Origin of the sequence: Chryseobacterium shigense (assembly GCF_014207845.1) — a bacterium.
Lineage (GTDB): Bacteria > Bacteroidota > Bacteroidia > Flavobacteriales > Weeksellaceae > Chryseobacterium > Chryseobacterium shigense_A.
Genome location: NZ_JACHLC010000001.1, coordinates 1,739,595 through 1,759,238 on the forward strand (window position 1 = coordinate 1,739,595; position 19,644 = coordinate 1,759,238).

Annotated in this window: 14 protein-coding genes and 2 pseudogenes; 8 read left to right on the plus strand and 8 right to left on the minus strand. The window is 37.9% G+C overall.

Features of this window, described 5'->3' with window-relative positions; translation table 11 throughout:
• Positions 1-29: 29 nt before the first annotated feature.
• Positions 30-2,156 (minus strand): type IA DNA topoisomerase, encoded by a 2,127-nt coding sequence (locus HNP36_RS08035; RefSeq protein ID WP_184158659.1) that lies wholly within the window; start codon positions 2,154-2,156, stop codon positions 30-32.
• 501 nt (positions 2,157-2,657) lie between these two features.
• Between HNP36_RS08035 and HNP36_RS19360 the strand changes: the two are divergent.
• The 6 genes and pseudogenes from HNP36_RS19360 to HNP36_RS08060 all read left to right on the plus strand — a co-directional run.
• Positions 2,658-3,071: pseudogene (locus HNP36_RS19360) on the plus strand (EamA family transporter); the annotation flags it as partial.
• Between the two features lie 87 nt (positions 3,072-3,158).
• A pseudogene (locus HNP36_RS19365) lies at positions 3,159-3,653 on the plus strand (DMT family transporter); the annotation flags it as partial.
• A gap of 21 nt (positions 3,654-3,674) precedes the next feature.
• Positions 3,675-4,703: a methionine ABC transporter ATP-binding protein gene (locus tag HNP36_RS08045; RefSeq protein WP_184158655.1), complete on the plus strand. Its 1,029-nt coding sequence runs from the start codon at positions 3,675-3,677 to the stop codon at positions 4,701-4,703.
• The gene (metI, locus tag HNP36_RS08050; protein ID WP_184158652.1) at positions 4,696-5,352 is read left to right on the plus strand and encodes a methionine ABC transporter permease MetI; all 657 of its coding nucleotides are present in this window, start codon (positions 4,696-4,698) and stop codon (positions 5,350-5,352) included. Before HNP36_RS08045 ends, metI begins: the two co-directional genes overlap by 8 nt.
• An 87-nt stretch (positions 5,353-5,439) precedes the next feature.
• Positions 5,440-6,258 (plus strand): methionine ABC transporter substrate-binding lipoprotein MetQ, encoded by an 819-nt coding sequence (gene metQ / locus HNP36_RS08055; protein WP_184158650.1) that lies wholly within the window; start codon positions 5,440-5,442, stop codon positions 6,256-6,258.
• Between the two features lie 213 nt (positions 6,259-6,471).
• Positions 6,472-8,733 (plus strand): glycoside hydrolase family 3 C-terminal domain-containing protein, encoded by a 2,262-nt coding sequence (locus HNP36_RS08060; protein ID WP_184158648.1) that lies wholly within the window; start codon positions 6,472-6,474, stop codon positions 8,731-8,733.
• A 292-nt stretch (positions 8,734-9,025) separates the two neighbouring features.
• Here the strand turns inward: HNP36_RS08060 and HNP36_RS08065 are convergent, their stop codons facing one another.
• The 3 genes from HNP36_RS08065 to HNP36_RS08075 all read right to left on the minus strand — a co-directional run bounded on the left by HNP36_RS08065 (position 9,026) and on the right by HNP36_RS08075 (position 11,902).
• On the minus strand, positions 9,026-9,580 hold the full coding sequence (locus HNP36_RS08065) for a DUF2652 domain-containing protein (RefSeq protein WP_184158646.1): 555 nt from the start codon (positions 9,578-9,580) through the stop codon (positions 9,026-9,028).
• Positions 9,581-9,694: 114 nt separating this feature from the next.
• Complete coding sequence (locus HNP36_RS08070; protein WP_184158643.1) at positions 9,695-10,441, minus strand: metallophosphoesterase; 747 nt, start codon at positions 10,439-10,441, stop codon at positions 9,695-9,697.
• A gap of 72 nt (positions 10,442-10,513) precedes the next feature.
• The gene (locus tag HNP36_RS08075; protein ID WP_184158641.1) at positions 10,514-11,902 is read right to left on the minus strand and encodes an MFS transporter; all 1,389 of its coding nucleotides are present in this window, start codon (positions 11,900-11,902) and stop codon (positions 10,514-10,516) included.
• Positions 11,903-12,044: 142 nt separating this feature from the next.
• On the opposite strand from HNP36_RS08075, the gene HNP36_RS08080 reads away from it, so the two are divergent.
• Positions 12,045-12,515 (plus strand): Lrp/AsnC family transcriptional regulator, encoded by a 471-nt coding sequence (locus tag HNP36_RS08080; protein ID WP_184158639.1) that lies wholly within the window; start codon positions 12,045-12,047, stop codon positions 12,513-12,515.
• 253 nt (positions 12,516-12,768) lie between these two features.
• The gene (locus HNP36_RS08085; RefSeq protein ID WP_184158637.1) at positions 12,769-13,536 is read left to right on the plus strand and encodes a methyltransferase domain-containing protein; all 768 of its coding nucleotides are present in this window, start codon (positions 12,769-12,771) and stop codon (positions 13,534-13,536) included.
• Positions 13,537-13,579: 43 nt separating this feature from the next.
• Here the strand turns inward: HNP36_RS08085 and HNP36_RS08090 are convergent, their stop codons facing one another.
• From HNP36_RS08090 to HNP36_RS08105, 4 genes are all read right to left on the minus strand, one after another.
• Positions 13,580-15,181, minus strand: a complete 1,602-nt coding sequence (locus tag HNP36_RS08090; RefSeq protein WP_184158635.1) for a hypothetical protein — start codon at positions 15,179-15,181, stop codon at positions 13,580-13,582.
• Entirely contained in the window at positions 15,181-16,116 is a 936-nt protein-coding gene (locus HNP36_RS08095) for a hypothetical protein (RefSeq protein ID WP_184158633.1), read from the minus strand. The genes HNP36_RS08090 and HNP36_RS08095 overlap by 1 nt, the downstream gene beginning before the upstream one ends.
• Before the next feature lie 3 nt (positions 16,117-16,119).
• Positions 16,120-17,145, minus strand: a complete 1,026-nt coding sequence (locus tag HNP36_RS08100; RefSeq protein ID WP_184158631.1) for a hypothetical protein — start codon at positions 17,143-17,145, stop codon at positions 16,120-16,122.
• 199 nt (positions 17,146-17,344) lie between these two features.
• Positions 17,345-19,642: a DUF262 domain-containing protein gene (locus tag HNP36_RS08105; protein WP_184158629.1), complete on the minus strand. Its 2,298-nt coding sequence runs from the start codon at positions 19,640-19,642 to the stop codon at positions 17,345-17,347.
• Between the last annotated feature and the right edge of the window lie 2 nt (positions 19,643-19,644).

The window sequence follows — 19,644 nt, forward strand, 5'->3', positions numbered from 1 at the left end:
ATTTAGCTTTTTATTTTTACCTAATAAAATTAATTTAATAAGATTTGGAAATCCTCCCCAAGTGCCAAAACTCCTTCTGTTACACCTTCAGTATGTGACGTAAATCCTTTCAGTTTTGAAGTTTTTCCTTTTAAAATAATATCTAAAAGCTGTTTATCCGAAAGTTTCTTTCCGAAAATATCAAACGTAATTTTAAAACCACAATTCTTGAAATCTGAACAGCCAACAGCGGTTTTTCCTTTGATCAGATTGTGCTCTTTACATTTCGGACATTTTGTTTCTTCCCAGGATTGGAGGTCTTTTTTCTGTGCAGGTTCTCTCTTTTTCTTCTCTTTTATTTCTTCCTTCTCTTCTTCATGAAGGGTGATGACTTTTCCTTTTCCATACACTACCTTTTCAGTAAGTTCCGTAACCATCTGAACGAGTTCTTCTTTGAAAAGATTGGCTTCATACTCACCTTTTTCAATTTTACGAAGCTTTGATTCCCATTCTCCTGTCAGCTCCGGGCTTTTTAACAGCTCATCTTCAATGGTATCAATCAGCTGGATTCCGGTTTGGGTAGCGATCAGGTTTTTCCTTTTCTTCTCAATATATTTTCTTTTGAAAAGGGTTTCTATGATGTTCGCACGGGTGGATGGCCTTCCGATACCGTTGTTCTTCAGCATTTCACGAAGCTCTTCATCTTCTACCTGCTTTCCGGCAGTTTCCATGGCTCTCAGCAATGTTGCTTCGGTATACGGTTTTGGTGGTGTCGTTTTGCCTTGGTGAATCATCGGATCATGTGGTCCGGTTTCCCCTGCAGTAAATTCAGGGATCGTTTGTTCCTCCTCTTTTTCTTTTTCCTTATCGGTAGATTCTTCTTTGGGTTCTTTGGCGTAAACGGCTCTCCATCCCGGCTCAAGGATCTGCCTTCCGCTGGTTTTGAAAGGAATGGTTCCTACTTTTCCTTCCACCAGAGTATTGGAAATTTTACATTCCGGGTAGAATACGGCAATGAAGCGTTTTGCAATCAGATCATAAATCAGCTTTTCTTCCCTGCTCAGGTTTTGTGAAGGGGGAATTTCCGTAGGAATGATCGCATGGTGATCGGTTACTTTTGTATCATCGAAAACTGCTTTTGATTTTGGAATCGGAGCTTCCAGTAATGGGGCAATCAGGTCCTGATAAGGATACATCTTTTGAAGAATTCCTGCTATTTTCGGGTATAAACTATCTGATAGATATGTTGTATCAACACGCGGATAGGTTACATGCTTCTTTTCATAAAGACTTTGGATATAATTCAGTGTATTTTCTGCTGAATATCCATATTTTTTATTGGCTTCCACCTGAAGTCCGGTAAGATCGAAAAGTCGTGGATTCTTTTCTTTTCCTTCTTTAATTTCGAAAGAAACAATTTCAAATGGATTTACCTTAAGGTATTCCAGTCCTTTTTCTGCGCGTTCCAATGTTTTTAAACGGTCAATCGCTGCATTGAAAATAACGTCACGGTATTTGGTTTTCAGTTCCCAATATTCTTCCGTGGTAAAGGCATCAATTTCTTTCTGGCGCTGAACCAGCATTGCCAATGTAGGAGTCTGCACCCTTCCAATGGAAAGAACGGCTTTATTACCCCCAAATTTCTTGGTAAACAGCCTTGTTGCGTTGATTCCCAACAACCAATCCCCTATGGCCCTGGCATTTCCGGCTAAATACAGATTTTTATAATCTTCTGCCGGTTTCAAACTTGCAAAACCTTCTTTAATAGCATCTTCTGTCAATGAAGAAATCCATAAACGCTGAACGGGCTTATTACATTTTGCTTTCTGTAAAACCCATCGCTGGATCAGTTCTCCTTCCTGCCCGGCATCACCGCAGTTGATGACCTCATCACATTCCTCCACTAATTTTTCTATCACCTTAAATTGGTTTTCAACCCCTTTATTGGGGATTAATTTGATCCCAAAACTGTTGGGAATGATTGGCAGTAAAAACAGGTTCCAGGATTTGTACTGGGGACCGTAATCGTGGGGTTCTTTTAAGGTACAAAGATGCCCGAACGTCCATGTCACACAGTATCCGTTGCCCTCCATATAGCCCTGTTTAGGCATTGTAGCACCTAATACTTTGGCGATATCTCTGGCAACACTGGGCTTTTCTGCAATACAAAGTTTCATGAATTTCCGGAATTATTGAAGGGGGGACAAAAGTCGGGATTTTTTTTGACTTTACCCAATTTTGTTGGAAGTTGAAAATTTCCAACCGGGATAAAAAGATCCTGTTTAAAGATGCTTTTAACAATACTTTTTAAATGGAAAATTCAGAATTTTCATTAAATGAATAAAATATTGATAAAATTCAAACAAAAATAAAACACTGATAAACAAATACTTAAATATAAAACAAAATAGAAAATAATAAAAAGTCTATTGTTTTAGTGGACTAATAAAAATATATGTCCTATATTTGCAACCGTATTCATGAAATGAAAATAAAATGAAACAAGGATTCAAACATCAGTCAATGAAGAAACAGACCATCAAAACTATAATGATGTGCAACTGTATGCCTATGCATCAGGAATCCCGTGGCTGACCTTACTTTTATATCACATATTTCTAAAGGCCTTACCACGTTGTAGGGCCTTTTTATTTTTAATACTTCATACAAAACATACAATGAGCACTTCTAAAAACAGCTGGCTGGTACCAGTGGCATTTATCAATATTTACGTGATTTGGGGAATTACATTTCTCGCTATTTCATTTGGGCTGAAAGGATTTCCTCCTTTTATTCTTTCCGGATTCCGTTTTTTGGCAGCCGGGCTTCTGATGATAGGATGGCTGCTGGCTAAAGGTGAAAAGGCAAATTCTTTAATTAACTGGAAAAAAAATGCCATTACAGGGATACTTATTCTGACCGGAGGAACGGGTCTTGTAGCCTGGGGTGAACAGTATGTATCTGCTTCCGAGGCTGCAATTGCCATTGCAACGGGACCGTTCTGGTTCATTGCTATTGATAAGAAAAACTGGAAGTATTATTTTTCGGATAAATTTATCCCTATCGGATTGATCATCGGGTTTATAGGTTTGATATTATTTCTGAATGGAAGCGTTTCCGGTCCGGCTCATGCAACAGCAGACGGAACCCTTCGCATAACGGCATTTATGGTACTGGCATTAAGCTCAGTGGCCTGGGTTCTCGGGTCTTTATATTCAAAGAAAAATCCGGCTTCACAATCCACATTCATGAATATTTCTCAACAACTTATCACAGCGGGTATTGCTTCGTTTATTATTGCGGTGTTCAGAAAAGAGTGGCATGGTTTCTCATTTTCCAATGTTCCGGCTTCAGCTTGGGCTGGTGTATTGTTTCTGGTATTCTTCGGATCGATCGTCGCTTATTTGTCTTATATATGGCTGCTTTCTGTAAAACCTGCTGCTTTGGTAAGTACACATACTTATATCAATCCTATTGTTACAGTATTTGCAGGCTGGATCGTAGCCGGGCAAACCATCAACGGAAACCAGCTGTACGGACTGTCCATCATATTATTGGGAGTACTTCTAACCAATGTAACCAAATATTTCAGGCTTTCGAAACGGTCGAAAGTTAAGATAAGAAGGCTTAAACGGTTTTTCAATAAAACGGTAAGGCCGTATCAGCCCATTTAAAATTAAAACTATACTTTAAAAATGATAGAAATCAAGAACATTTCAAAAACATTTCATCAGAAAAAGCAGTCTTTCAAAGCACTGGATCAGGTAAGCCTGAGCATAGAAAAAGGAGATATTGTCGGAATCATAGGATTTTCCGGAGCCGGAAAAAGTACACTGATCCGTACCGTAAATCTTCTGGAAAGACCTGACGAGGGCCAGATCATCATCAACGGAAAGGATTTTACTCAATTAAGCTCAAAACAGCTTGCGGGCGAGCGTAAGAAAATCGGGATGATCTTCCAGCATTTTAACCTGCTTTCATCGAGAACTGTTTTTGAGAATGTAGCGCTTTCATTAGAACTGGATCACGTCAGTAAAGATGAGATCAGCAGAAAAGTAAATGAACTGCTGAAGATTGTAGGACTGGAAGATAAAGCCACAGATTATCCCAGAAGCCTTTCGGGCGGACAAAAACAGAGAGTAGCCATTGCAAGGGCTCTGGCCAATGATCCGTACCTCCTTCTCTGTGATGAAGCTACAAGCGCACTGGATCCGGCAACCACACAATCGATCCTGCAGCTTTTACGGGATATTAACCAGAGACTGGGTATTACCATTCTTCTGATTACCCACGAAATGGAAGTTATCAAAGCTGTCTGCAATCATGTGGCTGTCATAGACAAAGGAAAATTATTAGCAAAAGGAACATTAAGCGAGATCATTTCGGATAAAGAAAACCCGGTGATCCGTCAATTTATAAATTCAGATATCATGACTATACCTCAGGAACTTAATAAAAAACTACAGAAAGAACCGCAGGACGGCTTATTTCCGCTGGTTGAAATAGAGCTCAATGAAAACATCAGTGTTGAAGAACTTTTATCAACACTTTATGACCAATATAAAATACCTTACAGACTTCTGAAAGCTGATGTGGAATATCTTGGTAATTCCAATTTCGGGAAACTTCTGCTTCAGCTTCAGGGAGAAACTGAGGAAAACCAGAAAGCTATCTATTATTTCAACCAGAATAAAATTCAAAATACAGTAAAAGGATATGCTTAGTGATTCGGTAATTTCTCTTTTGGGAAAGGGGCTTTGGGAAACAGTTTATATGACGTTTGTTTCAGGATTTTTTGGATTTGTTTTAGGCCTTCCGGTTGGGATCCTGTTATTTTTAACAAGAAAAGGTCAGTTACTGGAAAATGCAGTTTATTATAGGTTGATCTCTATTTTGGTTAATATTTTCCGCTCCATTCCTTTTATTATTCTGATTGTCTGGATGATTCCTTTCACGAGAGTAATTGTAGGGACTTCAATTGGTATGAACGCTGCATTGGTTCCATTAAGTGTCGGAGCGGCTCCGTTTATTGCCAGACTGGTAGAAAACAGCCTTCTCGAAGTTCCTCATGGTTTAATAGAAACAGCAAGAGCTTTAGGAGCATCACCATTACAGATCATCCAAAAAGTATTGCTTCCGGAAGCGCTTCCTTCCCTGATTAATAATGCAGCAATTACGCTAATCACACTGGTAGGCTATTCTGCAATGGGCGGAGCACTGGGAGCCGGCGGGCTCGGACAGATCGGCTATCAATACGGATACATTGGGTATGATGCTGTAATTATGAATGTAGTATTGGTACTGCTGGTTGCTTTGGTGTTTATTATACAGTTTGCAGGAGACAGATTGGCAAAAAAATTTGATCATAGGTAAATACAATAGGCCGGTGGCTTCGAGTGCCTCAGCCACCTTTTAACAACAAAGAGTGCATCAGCCACCTTTTTAACAATAAATAATCTAATGAAAAAAATAAAAATTCTAAGCTTTTTAACAGCAGGATTCCTGGTATTCAATGCTTGTTCCGGGAAGAAAAATGACCCGAATCATATTGTGGTAGGCATTACCTACGGTCCGGAAATGGAAATTGCCGAAGCCGCCAGGAAAGTGGCCAAAGAAAAATACAATCTTGATGTAGAACTTATTCCCTTCAATGATTATGTAGTTCCGAATGAGGCTTTAAACAACGGAGATATTGAAGCCAATGCATTCCAGCACGTTCCTTATCTGAACGAACAGTCGAAGCAGAGAGGATACAAACTGGCTGTAGTGGGAAATACGTTTGTCTACCCTATTGTTGCCTATTCAAAAAAAATAAGAAATATCAGCCAGCTCCAGAATGGAAGCACGGTTGTTATTCCGAATGATCCCACCAACGAAGGACGGTCATTGCTTCTGCTTCAGAAAAACGGACTTTTAAAATTAAGAGAAGGAACCGGCTTATTACCGAAGGTCACAGATATTACCGAAAATCCGAAACAGCTGAAAATCCTTGAAATTGAAGCACCGCAGCTTCCGAGAGTACTTGATGATAAGGAAGTAACTATTGCAGTAATCAATAATAATTTTGCATCACAGGCCGGATTGGATGCGGATAAGCAGGGAGTTTTTAAAGAAGATAAAGATTCACCATATGTCAATGTCATTGTTGCGACCCATGACAATAAAAATTCCGCTAAAGTTAAGAATTTCGTAAAAGCTTATCAATCTGAGGAAGTGGTGAAGAAAGCTGAAGAGATTTTCAAAGGTGGCGCCGTGAAGGGATGGGAAAATCACCAGTAAGTAATAAATGATGAGTTAAAAATGAAGAGCTAGACCGATAATTTCAGATATTGATTATTCTATAAACACTTAACAATAATCTTCAAACTTATACTGAAACCAGAACCATACAATATAAACGGTTAATCATTTTTTATGGATTAATTTATTTTCTCAATTTGAGATAATAAAAATTTTACTTACTTTTGTTGTTAATCAATAAAAAGGCATTTTATGTTCAAGAAAACCGCCATTGTAAGTTTATTCACTTTTATTGCCGCTTCATATATGGCCCAGACTCATACTCAACCTGTTTATTTAGATGAATCAAAACCTGTAGAACAACGTATCCAGGATGTTCTTTCAAGAATGACCCTGGAAGAAAAAGTGGCTATGCTGCATGCACAGTCCAAATTCAGTTCTCCAGGCGTTCCAAGACTGGGAATCCCTGAATTCTGGACAACAGACGGTCCTCACGGGGTACGCCCGGAAGTAATGTGGGACGAATGGGACCAGGCTGGATGGACGAATGACTCAATCATAGCCTACCCTGCCCTTACGGCACTTTCTGCAACATGGAACAAAAAAATGTCCTGGAATTACGGAAAAGTTCTCGGTGAAGAAGCCCGTTACAGGAAAAAAGATATCCTTCTGGGACCCGGTGTCAATATCTACAGAACTCCACTGAACGGAAGAAATTTCGAATATATGGGTGAAGACCCTTATTTAACCTCAAAAATGGTAGTTCCTTACATCAAAGGCGTACAATCCAACGGTGTTGCTACTTCTGTGAAGCATTTTGCTTTAAACAACCAGGAAATGTTCCGTCATACAAGCAATGTAAATGTAGACGACAGGGCACTTTATGAAATATATTTACCTCCCTTCAAAGCAGCTGTGACCGAAGGGGATTCCTGGACGATCATGGGAGCTTATGATATGTACAAAAACCAGTATGCCAGCCAAAACCAATATCTTTTAAACGATATCCTGAAAAAGGAATGGGGCTACAAAGGCGTTGTAGTATCCGACTGGGGTGCGGTAAACAATACGGAACAGGCTATCCATAATGGTTTAGATCTTGAATTCGGGAGCTGGACGAACGGGCTTTCCGCAGGAACTAAAAATGCCTATGATAATTATTATCTGGCTAAACCGTATTTAGACCTTATTAAAGCCGGAAAAGTAGGAACACAGGAGCTGGACGATAAGGTAACAAGACTTCTTCGCCTGGCCTACAAAACCACGATGAACAGGAATAAGCCTTTCGGAAATATTGCTTCTGAGGAACATAAGGCCGTAGCGAAAGAAATTGGAGAAGAAGGAATTGTACTGCTGAAAAACCAGGGAAATGTACTTCCTATTGATATTAATAAAGCCAAAAAAATTGCGGTTATCGGTGAAAATGCCATTAAGATCATGACAGTCGGTGGCGGTTCTTCCTCTTTAAAAGTAAAATATGAAACACTTCCTTTGGACGGTATTAAAACCAGATTCGGGAAACAGGCAGATGTTCAATATGCACGGGGATATGTAGGCGATATCGGTGGTGAATATAACGGAGTAAAATCCGGACAGAACCTGAAAGATGACCGATCCGCAGCTGAATTACTCAACGAAGCCGTAGAATTAGCCAAAAATTCTGATTACGTTATTTTCGTTGGAGGCCTGAATAAATCGGACTTCCAGGACAGTGAAGGTAACGACAGAAAAAGTTATGGGCTGCCTTACAATCAGGACAACGTCATTTCAGCGCTGGCAAAGGTAAATAAAAACCTTGCTGTAGTTCTGGTTTCCGGAAATGCGGTGGCTATGCCGTGGATCAAAGAGGTTCCTTCCGTACTTCAGTCGTGGTATCTTGGTTCTGAAACCGGAAATTCTATTGCTTCCGTATTGGCCGGTGATGCAAATCCTTCCGGTAAGCTTCCGTTTACTTTCCCTGTGAAACTTGAAGACAATTCAGCTCATCAGTTGGGAGAATATCCCGGACAAAAAGGTGAATTGGCTGCCGGAAAGGGAAAAGACCAGAAAAACCCGATCAACATTACTTATAACGAAAGTATTTTTGTAGGTTACCGCTGGCATGATACCAAAAAAATCAAACCTTTATTCAGTTTCGGACACGGATTGAGTTATACAACATTTGAATTTGGAAAAGCTTCCGCGGATAAAACTACGATGTCCCAGAATGATAAAATCTCCTTCACGGTAACTGTGAAAAATATAGGAAAAAGAGCAGGTGCTGAAGTGGCACAATTGTACATCAGCGATATGAAATCTTCCGTACCACGCCCTGCAAAAGAGCTTAAAGGTTTTGAAAAGGTTTATTTGAATCCCGGTGAACAGAAAGAAGTAACCTTTACCATTGATAAAGCAGCATTAAGCTATTTTGATGCCGATAAACATGAATGGGTAGCTGAACCCGGGGATTTTGAAGCGCAGATTGGAAATTCTTCGGATGCAATCAAAACAAAAGTAAAGTTTACGTTGAAATAATTATTAAGATTACCTCAGTTCGGGATAAACATTCAGTTTAAATTATTGAATTTCAATATCAATAGCGTCGGGCTTCAGCCCGATGTTTCAAATGAGGGAAATACATAAGGTCTTTAGCCAAAACTTAAATTAAGTTTTGGCTAAAGCCGTGTTTGTTATTCGATACATAAATGGGCTAAAGCCCATTCCTATTTATGTTACAGAACTTCTCTTATCCCGAACTCAGGTTAATATTAGTAATAAATTGAAAAGCAGGTTCTACAGGATCTGCTTTTTTAAGAGAGATACTTGATTAATTAACGCTCTCAAAGTAATGAATCATTCCTCCTTCAGGAAGCTGATATTTGTGTGCATTCATTTCTGATTCCCTGTTTCTGCTGTTTTCCAGAAAAGAATTGCTGAAAAGAGCATAAGACGGTTGCTGTGCAAATTGATTTTTCAACATCTGATGGACCTCCACAATAGTTTTTCCATAAAGCTTTTTAAAACTTCCGATTGTATATTGGGAAAACTTCCCGTAATGTATGATGAATTTAAGAGACATGTCTATGGACATACTTAACTCTTTATTTAATTCTTTAATCTTTTGGTTAAATGCATTCCGCATCTTGCAGAGCATTGTTGAAATATTCGGATAAGACGGTTGGTCATCATATCTGTAAAATAAAATAGCATCCCCTTCTATTTCTGAAATTTCAAAATACTGATCATTCATATCGATCAGTGTAGATAATAGTTGTCTTACAATATATTCTCCTGTATAAAGTTTTGTATTGAACACAAATTCTGTAAACCCACTGAAATCGGGAATAAGAATGATACCCTCATGTATATTTGTATTCTTCATAATGAGATAGTTTAAAACCTGCTTCTTCATTATAGACGAAAGAGTATCAGTTTTACTTTAATGGTGAAAAAGTGAAGAAACAGACCTGTAAATCATCTTTCTTTGCCTTATCTACTATACCTCAACAATCAATTCCTTCTCGTAACCATTATACTTTTCATCAATATAGCCGTGAGGATTACAAATAACTTCAGTATTCCCGATAGTGTATCTGCATGGTGTATGGATATGCCCATGAATCCAATATGCAGGCTGATATTCTGTAATAAAACTTTCCAGATCAGATGCATAAGCGGCAGTTAAGGGATCTTTTTTATAATGTTCCGGAACAGATTGAATGCTTGGCGCATGATGGGTTACTACAATATTCTTTAAACCCGGAGAATTTTCAAGGCTTTCTTTTAACCAAAGTTTTGAAAACTGATGAATTTTAAAAGTATCAATAGTCCTCATTTTTGAATAGGAGGGATCCCTTTTGATTTTTTTATAATCGTTCATTCTAGGCTGACAGATCATTCCATAATACATCGGATCTCCGAAAATAGAAAAATCCGTCCAAAGTGTCGCTCCATGGAAACGGATACCTTCAATATCTACAGCTTCGTTTTCTAGTACAAAAACATTTGAGCCTTCAGCTGACTGCTTAATTTTATTTAAAGTTTTCGGATAGGAACCTTTATAATATTCATGATTTCCCAGAACATAAATTACAGGTTTATTCACAATCTTTGATTTAATCCATTCAATTCCTTTCGTACCCAGATTGATATCTCCCGCCAATACTACCATATCCGCATGATCAAAAAATAAATCAGTTGATCCGAATTCCTGATGAAGGTCGCTGATGATCTGTATTTTCATGCTGCTAAAATAAAAAGAACCGACCTAATAATGCCGATCCTTTTCTCATATAGTCTGTATATTTTTAATCGTTTACGAAACGGCTATTTTTGCCTGTCTGACCTTTAAGCTTTTAACAATGAAATACAGGAGCATTCCAAGAGCCAGCAAAGCATATCCGGTCAGGATTATTAAACTCAGATCTCCAACAGCATATTTTGAAGGAAAAATCTGGCTCATCAATGTCATTAATGAAAGCCCTATTCCCGCTCCCAGAAAATAGCTGGTAGAAGTAAGGCTGGATGCCACCCCGTAATGCGAAGGTTCCACATCCTGAATAGCCATCACCGAAAGTGCCGTAAAGCAGAACGTCATTCCTATTCCCGAAATACAGGCGGCTCCAAGCAGTACTACCGCAAGCGGATGACCGGTGTAGACCGCAATCAGTAGAGAAAAAGCCCCGGCTAACATAAAACTCCAGCCAAAAACACCCATCTGGGAAGAACTTAATCTTTTGGAAATATGAGGAAGAACAAATTTTGCAGCCAGCGCAGACATAATGCTGAACGGCACCAGCATAAGTCCCGCCGAAGCCGCACTGTGTCCCATATCTTTTTGAAGCATCAATGAAATAAGGAATAAAAATCCTATAAAAAATGCTCCCAATGTAAGGAAAACAGCATTAGAGATCACTAATGACCTGTGCTTAAACAATTGTACATCAATCAATGGCTGGGCTACGGATTTCAGTCTGATGAATACAGCACCCAAAAGCAGGATGGAAACTGCCAGGGAACCAATAATCAGCAGGGGATTTTCTTTTATATGAATTAATTCATGTGTTCCGTAGGTAAGGCTTAGCAAACCTGATACAAGCAGTATACCTGATACAAGATCCGTTTTCCGGCCTGATTCACTTTTTTCATCTGCAGGAAGATACTGGTACGCAAAAATCAGGGTAAGCAGAAGAATGGGTACGTTGATCAGAAAAACCCAGTGCCAGCTGAGATAAGTACTGATAATCCCTCCTACTGAAAGCCCGCTCCCTGAACCGATTGCAGCAAATGAACTGAAAACACCGATAGCACGGTTACGTTCCTGTTCTCCTCTGAACGTATTGGTTACAATGGATAATGCAGAAGGCATGATAAATGCAGCCCCCAATCCCTGCAGCGCACGGAATATGGCTAAAGCTTCAAAGCTCTGCGAAAGTCCTGCCCCTAATGATGTCAGCATAAAAATAAGAGCCCCGAGAAGAAATATTTTTTTCCGCCCGATCTGATCTGAAAGTTTCCCGCCAATTATCAGAAAACCTCCAAAAAATAATACATACAGTGTTTGAAGCCACTGCACAGTCTCTGCCCCGATATGAAATTGTTCCTGAATAGAAGGAATCGTTAAATTAATAATGGCAATATCCAAAGCTTCCACAAAAGTTCCTACCGATGCTAATATTAATATTAAGTTTTTCCTTGTACTCATAAATTCAAATTTCCTGCAAAATTAATTTTAAAAGAACATATGTGAAAATTATATCATAAATTTGGAACAAATATTCAATTTAAACAATATAAAAAGAACAATAACACTAAATCAATCAATATCAAGTTTAAAAACAGAACAAATGGCTGCAGAACAATATACCCCGGACGAAAAAGACCTCTCTATCCTGCGTTTGCTACAGAAAGATGCCAAAATGAGCGTGCGTGATATTTCCGCCAGAATCAATCTAAGTCCAACGCCTACCCATGAACGCATCAAACGGATGGAAAAGCTTGGAATCATCAAAGAATACACAGCTGTAGTAGACCGTAAAAAGGTGAACAAAGGTATGATGGTGATCTGCATGATCGCCCTGAATGCCCACAATAAAAAAATGGCAGGAAAATTCATTGAGGAAGTGGGAAAACTGAAAGAGGTTGTTGAATTTTACAACATCAGCGGGGATTTTGATTTTATGCTCAAGATTCTCGCCCCTAATATGGATGAATTTCATGAGTTTTTTGTCAACAAACTTTCTGAAATTGAAGGAATCGGGCAGACAAAAAGTATTTTTGTGATGAACAGTATTAAGGAAAGTCCGCAGATATTATAGAGGATGGAAGCGAGAAGATAGAAGTTGGAAGAGGGAAGCTGGAAGTTACTGTAAGACTTTAAATTGCTGATAGATTTTCTATACCAATATTCAATTCGGAGGAAAATGTCAAATTTAAATCATGCAGGATTAAATTTATACGATTGTTTTCAAGAACTTCTGGCTTCCTTTCTTTTAAGAATCTTTTAATATTTTAAATTCCTCATTCTATTCAGGATTGAGTACATTTAATTCATCTAAAAATTCACAAAATATGCCCTGGAATCCTGAAGTTTACAATCAATTTAAAAATATCCGTTTCAAACCCTTTTACGATCTTGCTGAACTGATCGCTGATGAAAAAAACATGAAAGCAGTTGATCTTGGCTGCGGAACGGGTGAACAGACAGCCATACTTACCGAAAAGCTGACTCATGCAACATTTACAGGAATTGACTCATCCCCTGAAATGCTGGAAAAGTCTAAGATGCTGGAAAATGAACGCCTTCATTTCAGACTTGCTACAACGGAAGACCTATTAAAAGCTGATGAACGCTGGGATCTTATTTTCAGTAATGCTGCTTTACAGTGGTCTGACAATCATCAGAAACTTTTTCCAAAACTGATCTCAAGGCTTAATTCCGGCGGCCAGCTTGCAGTGCAGATGCCTTACCAGCCCGGGAATACTTTGAACAACATTCTTTTTGAGCTTGCAGACGAAGAACCTTTCCGGACACAGCTTAATGGCTGGAATCGTCCTTCTGCTGTGCTTACTATTGATGAATATGCCCAGATTCTGTTCGATAACGGTATTGAAGATCTGAATTTATCACAAAAGGTATATCCTATTATTGCAGAAGATCATGAAACTTTATTCAACTTCATTTCCGGATCGGCTTTGATTCCTTATCTGGAAAGGCTTGATGAGGAACAGCAGAAAATCTTTACAACAGAATTCAGGCAACGTATTGCTGCCGGTTTCCCAAAACTTCCTGCGATCTATGCTTTTAAAAGAATTCTTATGTATGGAAGGAAAAAATAAAAAAATCCCTGTTTTACAAATAAACAGGGATTTTCAGTGCCTATTACCTGATCGGCTCATTATTTGAGCCTGGTAATTTGAAATTAGGAATTTTCCTTACCGTATCAGCAAGAACCGTATCATTACCTCTTATTTCAAAGTTTTTCTCATTCAAAGCATAAAGACGGGCTTTGTACTCTTTTTTCTGATGTTTATAATAATCGTTGATCGTTGAAGGATTCTCTTTATAAATTACATTAATCAGGCTGTCTATTTTCATTCCCGGTGGTGCTTTTTTTGAAACAAGCCTCCAGTCGTTTTCATTTAATTCATTATTTGGAAAAGGATTCAGATTAAAAGTCTGTACTGCAGGAGTTTCTGAAACGGTATTTTCTATCCTGACTGTATCATTGCTGTTGTTTTCAACCGCAACGGCTTCTTCTGTAGGTAATCCTATCATTTTTCCGCCATCTATGAAGATGAGGTAACATGCTGCCGCACCCGTCAGCAGCAGAAGAAGACTCCAAAAGGCTATCTTATAACCGTTAAATTTACGTTCCCTGCCCTGACTGTTTCCTCTGCTGAAATCTTCGAGACTATTCCCTAAAGCAGGTTTCACATAAGGCTGATTCACCGGGGCCTGGGAAGCTATCGAGCTGATGGTTCCGATATCTCTTCTCTGCCTGATCTTGTCTGCAAATACTTTTCTGATTTCCAGATGCTGTTTTTTAACTGCTTCAACCTTTCCCTCTGATTTTAAACTGCTGATCAGTGTATTTATTTTTCCGGCATACTGTTCAAATTCCTGATTGATTGCAAGTATTCCGTCTTTGGATTCACTGATCTTCGCTGCATTTTCCTTATGTCTTTTTTCATTCTGTGAAATTTGCTGGTTAAGTTGATCCAGAAGGTGTTTTTTGTCATCATTCAGGTTATTTTTTTCCAATTCCAGATCACTGATATATGTATTAAGCAGACGCGATTTTTCTTCATCTGATTTCTGGATTTCACGTTCAAAACCATTCAGATCTACAATTTTAAAAATTCCTTTCTGCTGTACAAATTCTGCAACTTCATGGTTCCCGGTGAAGTAAATCATGTCATAAGAGTTCAACAAAGCGGTTGCTTTACTAAAAAGCTGCTGCAAAGCACCCGGATTAATTTCACTGTATACCACAAGATAATTATTACCTTGCTGGGCTGCTCCCCCATCTTCAGGCTCACGGATATTCAGACTGATCTTATCATAATCTTTTGGCTTATCAATGGAAAATTTATCGGAATGATTAATGGTAATGGTTCCATCTGCTACGTTATGCTGTTCAAGGTATTGATGAAATTCATCCAGTACAGCTATGGTAATGCTTTCAGACGTTATTTTATCAACAAAGATAAGACTTGAGCCTATAAATGTTCCGCCACGCTGGGAATTCTGCTCTTTGGCAAAAGTATATACGGAATAGGAAATAAGGGAGGACGATCCTGCCGCTTCTTTGCGGATTCCATAAAGCCTGCTACCCGGAAACAGTTTGACAGCATCTGTTTTCAGATCAAAGGTCCTGATGTTTTTAACGATATCTGCATGGCCTCCCAGAAAATAGGACTGGCGGAAACCGTTCGGATTGCCAAAGGTCCCGAATGCAGAAAAAAAGTAAGTGATATTCATCAGCTGGTAAAACTAAATTTTAAACGTTCCCAGAATGTTCCTTCATAATCCAGATCGTAACCCGTAATGCTTCTGTAGAGCCATTTCGACAAAACTTCGGCTGTGGACAGGTTGAGCAGGTTCACTCTTTCCTGCCCTACAGAATTTTGTACGCTTCCGATGGTGTAATAGGATTTACTTAATCCGTAGGTATTGATTCTCTGTGCTGTCATTGGCAGGCGGTCGGAAATAAAGCCTTCAAGTTCTTCGGCACTTTCTACGTCCATTCTTCCGGATTTGTCCCATTTGGAAATGACGAGCACTGCATTGACTGATTTCAGGTTTTTGCCTTTTCTTTCAAGCTCATCAAGGAATTCGTTGATTACGCTGTCTTCTTTATGGGCAGATTCGTAGCTTGTTACAATGATAAAGGTAATTGGCACTTTGGCATTCAGAAATGATTCGATGCTGCTGTGATAGCTTCCTCCTCTTCTGATTTCGTTGTGGTTTTCTCCCGAAGTTTCAAGAAAAGTGAGATCTATCGGAACTACTTTTTTGGATCTGTTGTTAGGTTCAAAAACAAGGTCCATACGGGTTACCTGATCTTTCGTAGTCCTGCTGGGTAAAATTCCCTGCCTGATGTTTTCAAAAAAATCTGATAACAGAACATTGGCTTCTTTGGAATTTGGTGTTCCCAGCTTGGGCCTGAGTACGCCGGCATGGGATTTAAGGTAATAAAGCATAGAGGAAAGTATGACGGACTTCCCTGAATCTGCTGTTCCAAAGAAAAATACGAAGTTGCTTTCTTTATTTTTGATATCATTCGAAATGGTTCTGGCAATGGGAACAAAGTCTTCCTGAACTTCATGATTATTGTCGAATGACAAAGGTTTGAAGGCTTCTCCTCCCTCAGTTTCAAAGGAAAGGGGTTTGAATTTTTCGCTGCTGTTTTCCATGGTTTAGTTATTAGGAATTAAAGTATTTCCGCTTCTTTTGTTATTGAAAACACTGCCTCTGTTGTTTCTGTTGTTATCCGGATTGGTAACCAGTAAAATAATAATAACGATCACAAAATCCAGTAGAATACACCCTGCCAATACTACAAACTGGTACATTCCAAAGTGTTTGATGGCATGTTCAAAGGCAAATCCGATCTTTCCCACTTCCTGTGTCTGTGAAACGATAGGTTCAAAATGGATCTTTTCATTTCCCAGAACGGTCTGAGCACGGCTTCCCAATTTGTTATATTCTGCAAGTGATTCATCTATAACACCTTGTGAGAGGTCATCTTTTTCTTTTTTGGACAATAAGAGAAGATCCTGAATATTTTTATTCCATTTTAAAGAAGCATTATTAAGATCTGTTTTCAGTGCTCTTTCTTCAGGTGAAAGGTCGGAGATCATATTATCAATCTGATGCCCCATTCTTTCGGAAAGATCTTCGTAATCATTTCCTACCGGTGTAAGCAGATCCACTTTCTGGCCTGTAAGTTTCTCAATATCCCTGATGAGCGACTGTGCTCTGGTTCCGATTCCTTTATTCCCTGGATCTTTGATCTGCTCCATCAGCTGTTTTTTCTTGATTTCGATGTTTTGGGTGGTTATTTTGTTGTATTTATAACTCAACTTGGATTCCACATCATTTTCGAGAGCTGTAAAACTTTTATTGATTTCCCTGAGCTCATCGGTATAAATATCCGTTTTCATGAATCTTGTATACAGTGCATTGAAATTCGCGATGAAGCAAAAAGAGGCAATAAACATATAGATTCCCACAAGGCTTCCGGTTGGCTTTCCTTCCAGCTTGGCGCTCCGGAGCATCCAGCACAGAAACAGCAGTAAAAGGGATAAAACCAAAGCGATAACGAATGATGCAGGGCCAAAGATCTGCTGCAGGCCAAGCCATGTCTGATAAAAGCTTACGCTAATGAGCAGCAATGCAAGAACTCCTAAAAAGAGGTCCGCGGGAGTAGTTTTTTTATTCATAATGTTTGAGTTGTTGTTTTCGTTTTATAGGCCGAAACTACGAACAACTGCGGGAGGAAAATTGTGGGAAACCGTAAAGGAAGTTCATTAACAGAATTATTTTGGAAAATTTTGCTCTTATATTCCAGATAATTATAGGGATACTAAAAAAACAGCCGAAGGAAGGACCTTCGGCTGTTTAAATTTCATTCAGAGGGAACTAGTTGTAATTGTTTACAATATATTCAATAATCTGCTTATCTGAATTATAGGATGATGCTCCTTTTCCTCTTTCAATTATGGTAAATTCATCAGCACTGTTATAATCATAAATTACTTTGGATTTCCTTTTTCCAATTTGTGAAATAATGGATTTAGAATGCTCCTGACTGTAAGAAATCTCTGTTGTTATTCCTAATTTAGATAATTTTTTCTGAAGCAACAACGTTCTCATTTCAAGAGCTTTTACACTGTATTTTGATGCATTAAGAAGGTAGACTAAATTATTATCTTTTTCAAAATATACATAGCCTGATAAACGAAATATAAATTCAGGATTATTTAAGAAATATAACCTCCAATCATTTACTGCCGGCTTATACTTATTTATAATGTTTTTAAGATTTTCTTTATCTGAAAGATTTAAATCTGTTTCATCAAACAATTGCTTAAGTACATCTAAAGATTTGGCATATTTTGAATTATCACTTTCTCTGAAAAATCTTTTCCAACTGATATCCCTATTCGTTTTATTGTCAACAAAGTGGAAATTTTTAGAATAAATCAAATAATCTCCAATAGAAAGCATAGCCGATCTAAACAGCTGTTTATCATAATCCTTAACACCATCATTTGTAAAATACATTTTATAAATTGAGAAATAATTTTTCAATGCGGTATACAACAGCAAGGAATCTTCTTCATTCCAATCTAATGAGGGATCTGATTTATAATTATCCCAAATGCCTGAATATTTAAGCAGCAATAATATATGCCCCTGAAGATATGGATCTAATTCAATTTCATTGATAAGAGCGCTCCATTTTTCAGATTTATTAATTAGAATAATTTTGATTTCCTCTTCAGTAATCTGTTCTTTATAAAAACCAGAAACCTCCGTACTGATAAACTGTTGATAAATATCCCCTGAATAATTCTTTATTATACCATCTAAACCTTTCAAACTGTTATTAAGATCCTCATAGTTGTTATAAACATTATTAACACTTGAAAGGTTGGCAATTATTCTTTCAATCCTTAATAATTCTTCTGCCCCGTTTTCCAAATTTCTAACTAAAGGTAAAAAATGCATAACAGCATAAAGCCTTATTCTTTCTGTAGCAAGGAGGCTATAATTATCCTGAAATGCTTTTTCGGTTAAGATATCATTGAGACTGAAGCGATGATTTCCGAAAGAGTTATAACCGGAATATACCTTATACCTCTCAACAAGAAAATCCAAGATGTCAATATAATTTACGATTGTTTCTTCTGTAAGCAAACCTGATTCTATAAATTGATAAAACGAAGGTAAATATTCCCCGGATATAAATTTATTTCTTGTGTTTTCAAAGGAATCGGGTAAGGACAACGCCTGATTTGTCAATGCCACAAAAGATAATAAATTCAGTAATTTATCATCATATATATTGGTTTCTTTATTTCTTAGGTTCCAAAAGAAATCAGACCAAACAGTGTCTACTTTAGTAATAAAGTAGGTGTACATATCAAAATTTGAAATGCCTTCTGTATGCTGATATTCATATAAATACGTAGTATTAAAATTGCTATCCTTTATCAGCTTACTCAATTCTGCTTTCAGATTTTCGAATCCTGTGAGGGAAACACCCCGCGCATTCATTTTTATGTATAAATCGTCTGAAATTCCTAATTCTTCTATATCTAAAAAATTGAATACAATAGGAGGTTCATCTTCATCTATTAATTCTTTTAGGGTAATTCCTGAATTATAAAATTTTGAATGCAGCAGATCAATAACGTTCAAACAGGAAAAGATGGTATTGTCTGCAGACCATCTTGTAAGAAACCAACTTTGATCTTTAATATACTCAGATATGGTATTTTCAGAATCAAAGATACTTATATCAGAAATATTTAAATCCAGGATCTTTCTGAAAAAATCATTGGAAGTCTGTCGGATTTGATACGTAAATCTTGAAAGTTTTTTACTGTAATTGGGTAAAATTCCATCTTTAAAAGCAAGGTACCAATGAAGAAGATATAAAGTAGTTAAACGTTGCTGCCCGTCCAGCGGATAGAAAATATCATTTTGAATATATCCATACACAAAGTCTAATTCCAGGGGTTCGGCACCGCCATTTTTAACTTTAATAATTGAATCTTTTATATCTGATACAAATTGGTTACGAATCTCAACAGATTTCGGATTAAGACGGCCCTGCGCATAATCCCTCTGGATCATTGGAATTGTAATCCCATACTTTAATGAATGATTTTCTACATCATTACTAAGCAGTTTCCATAAAGTAGTTCTCATGC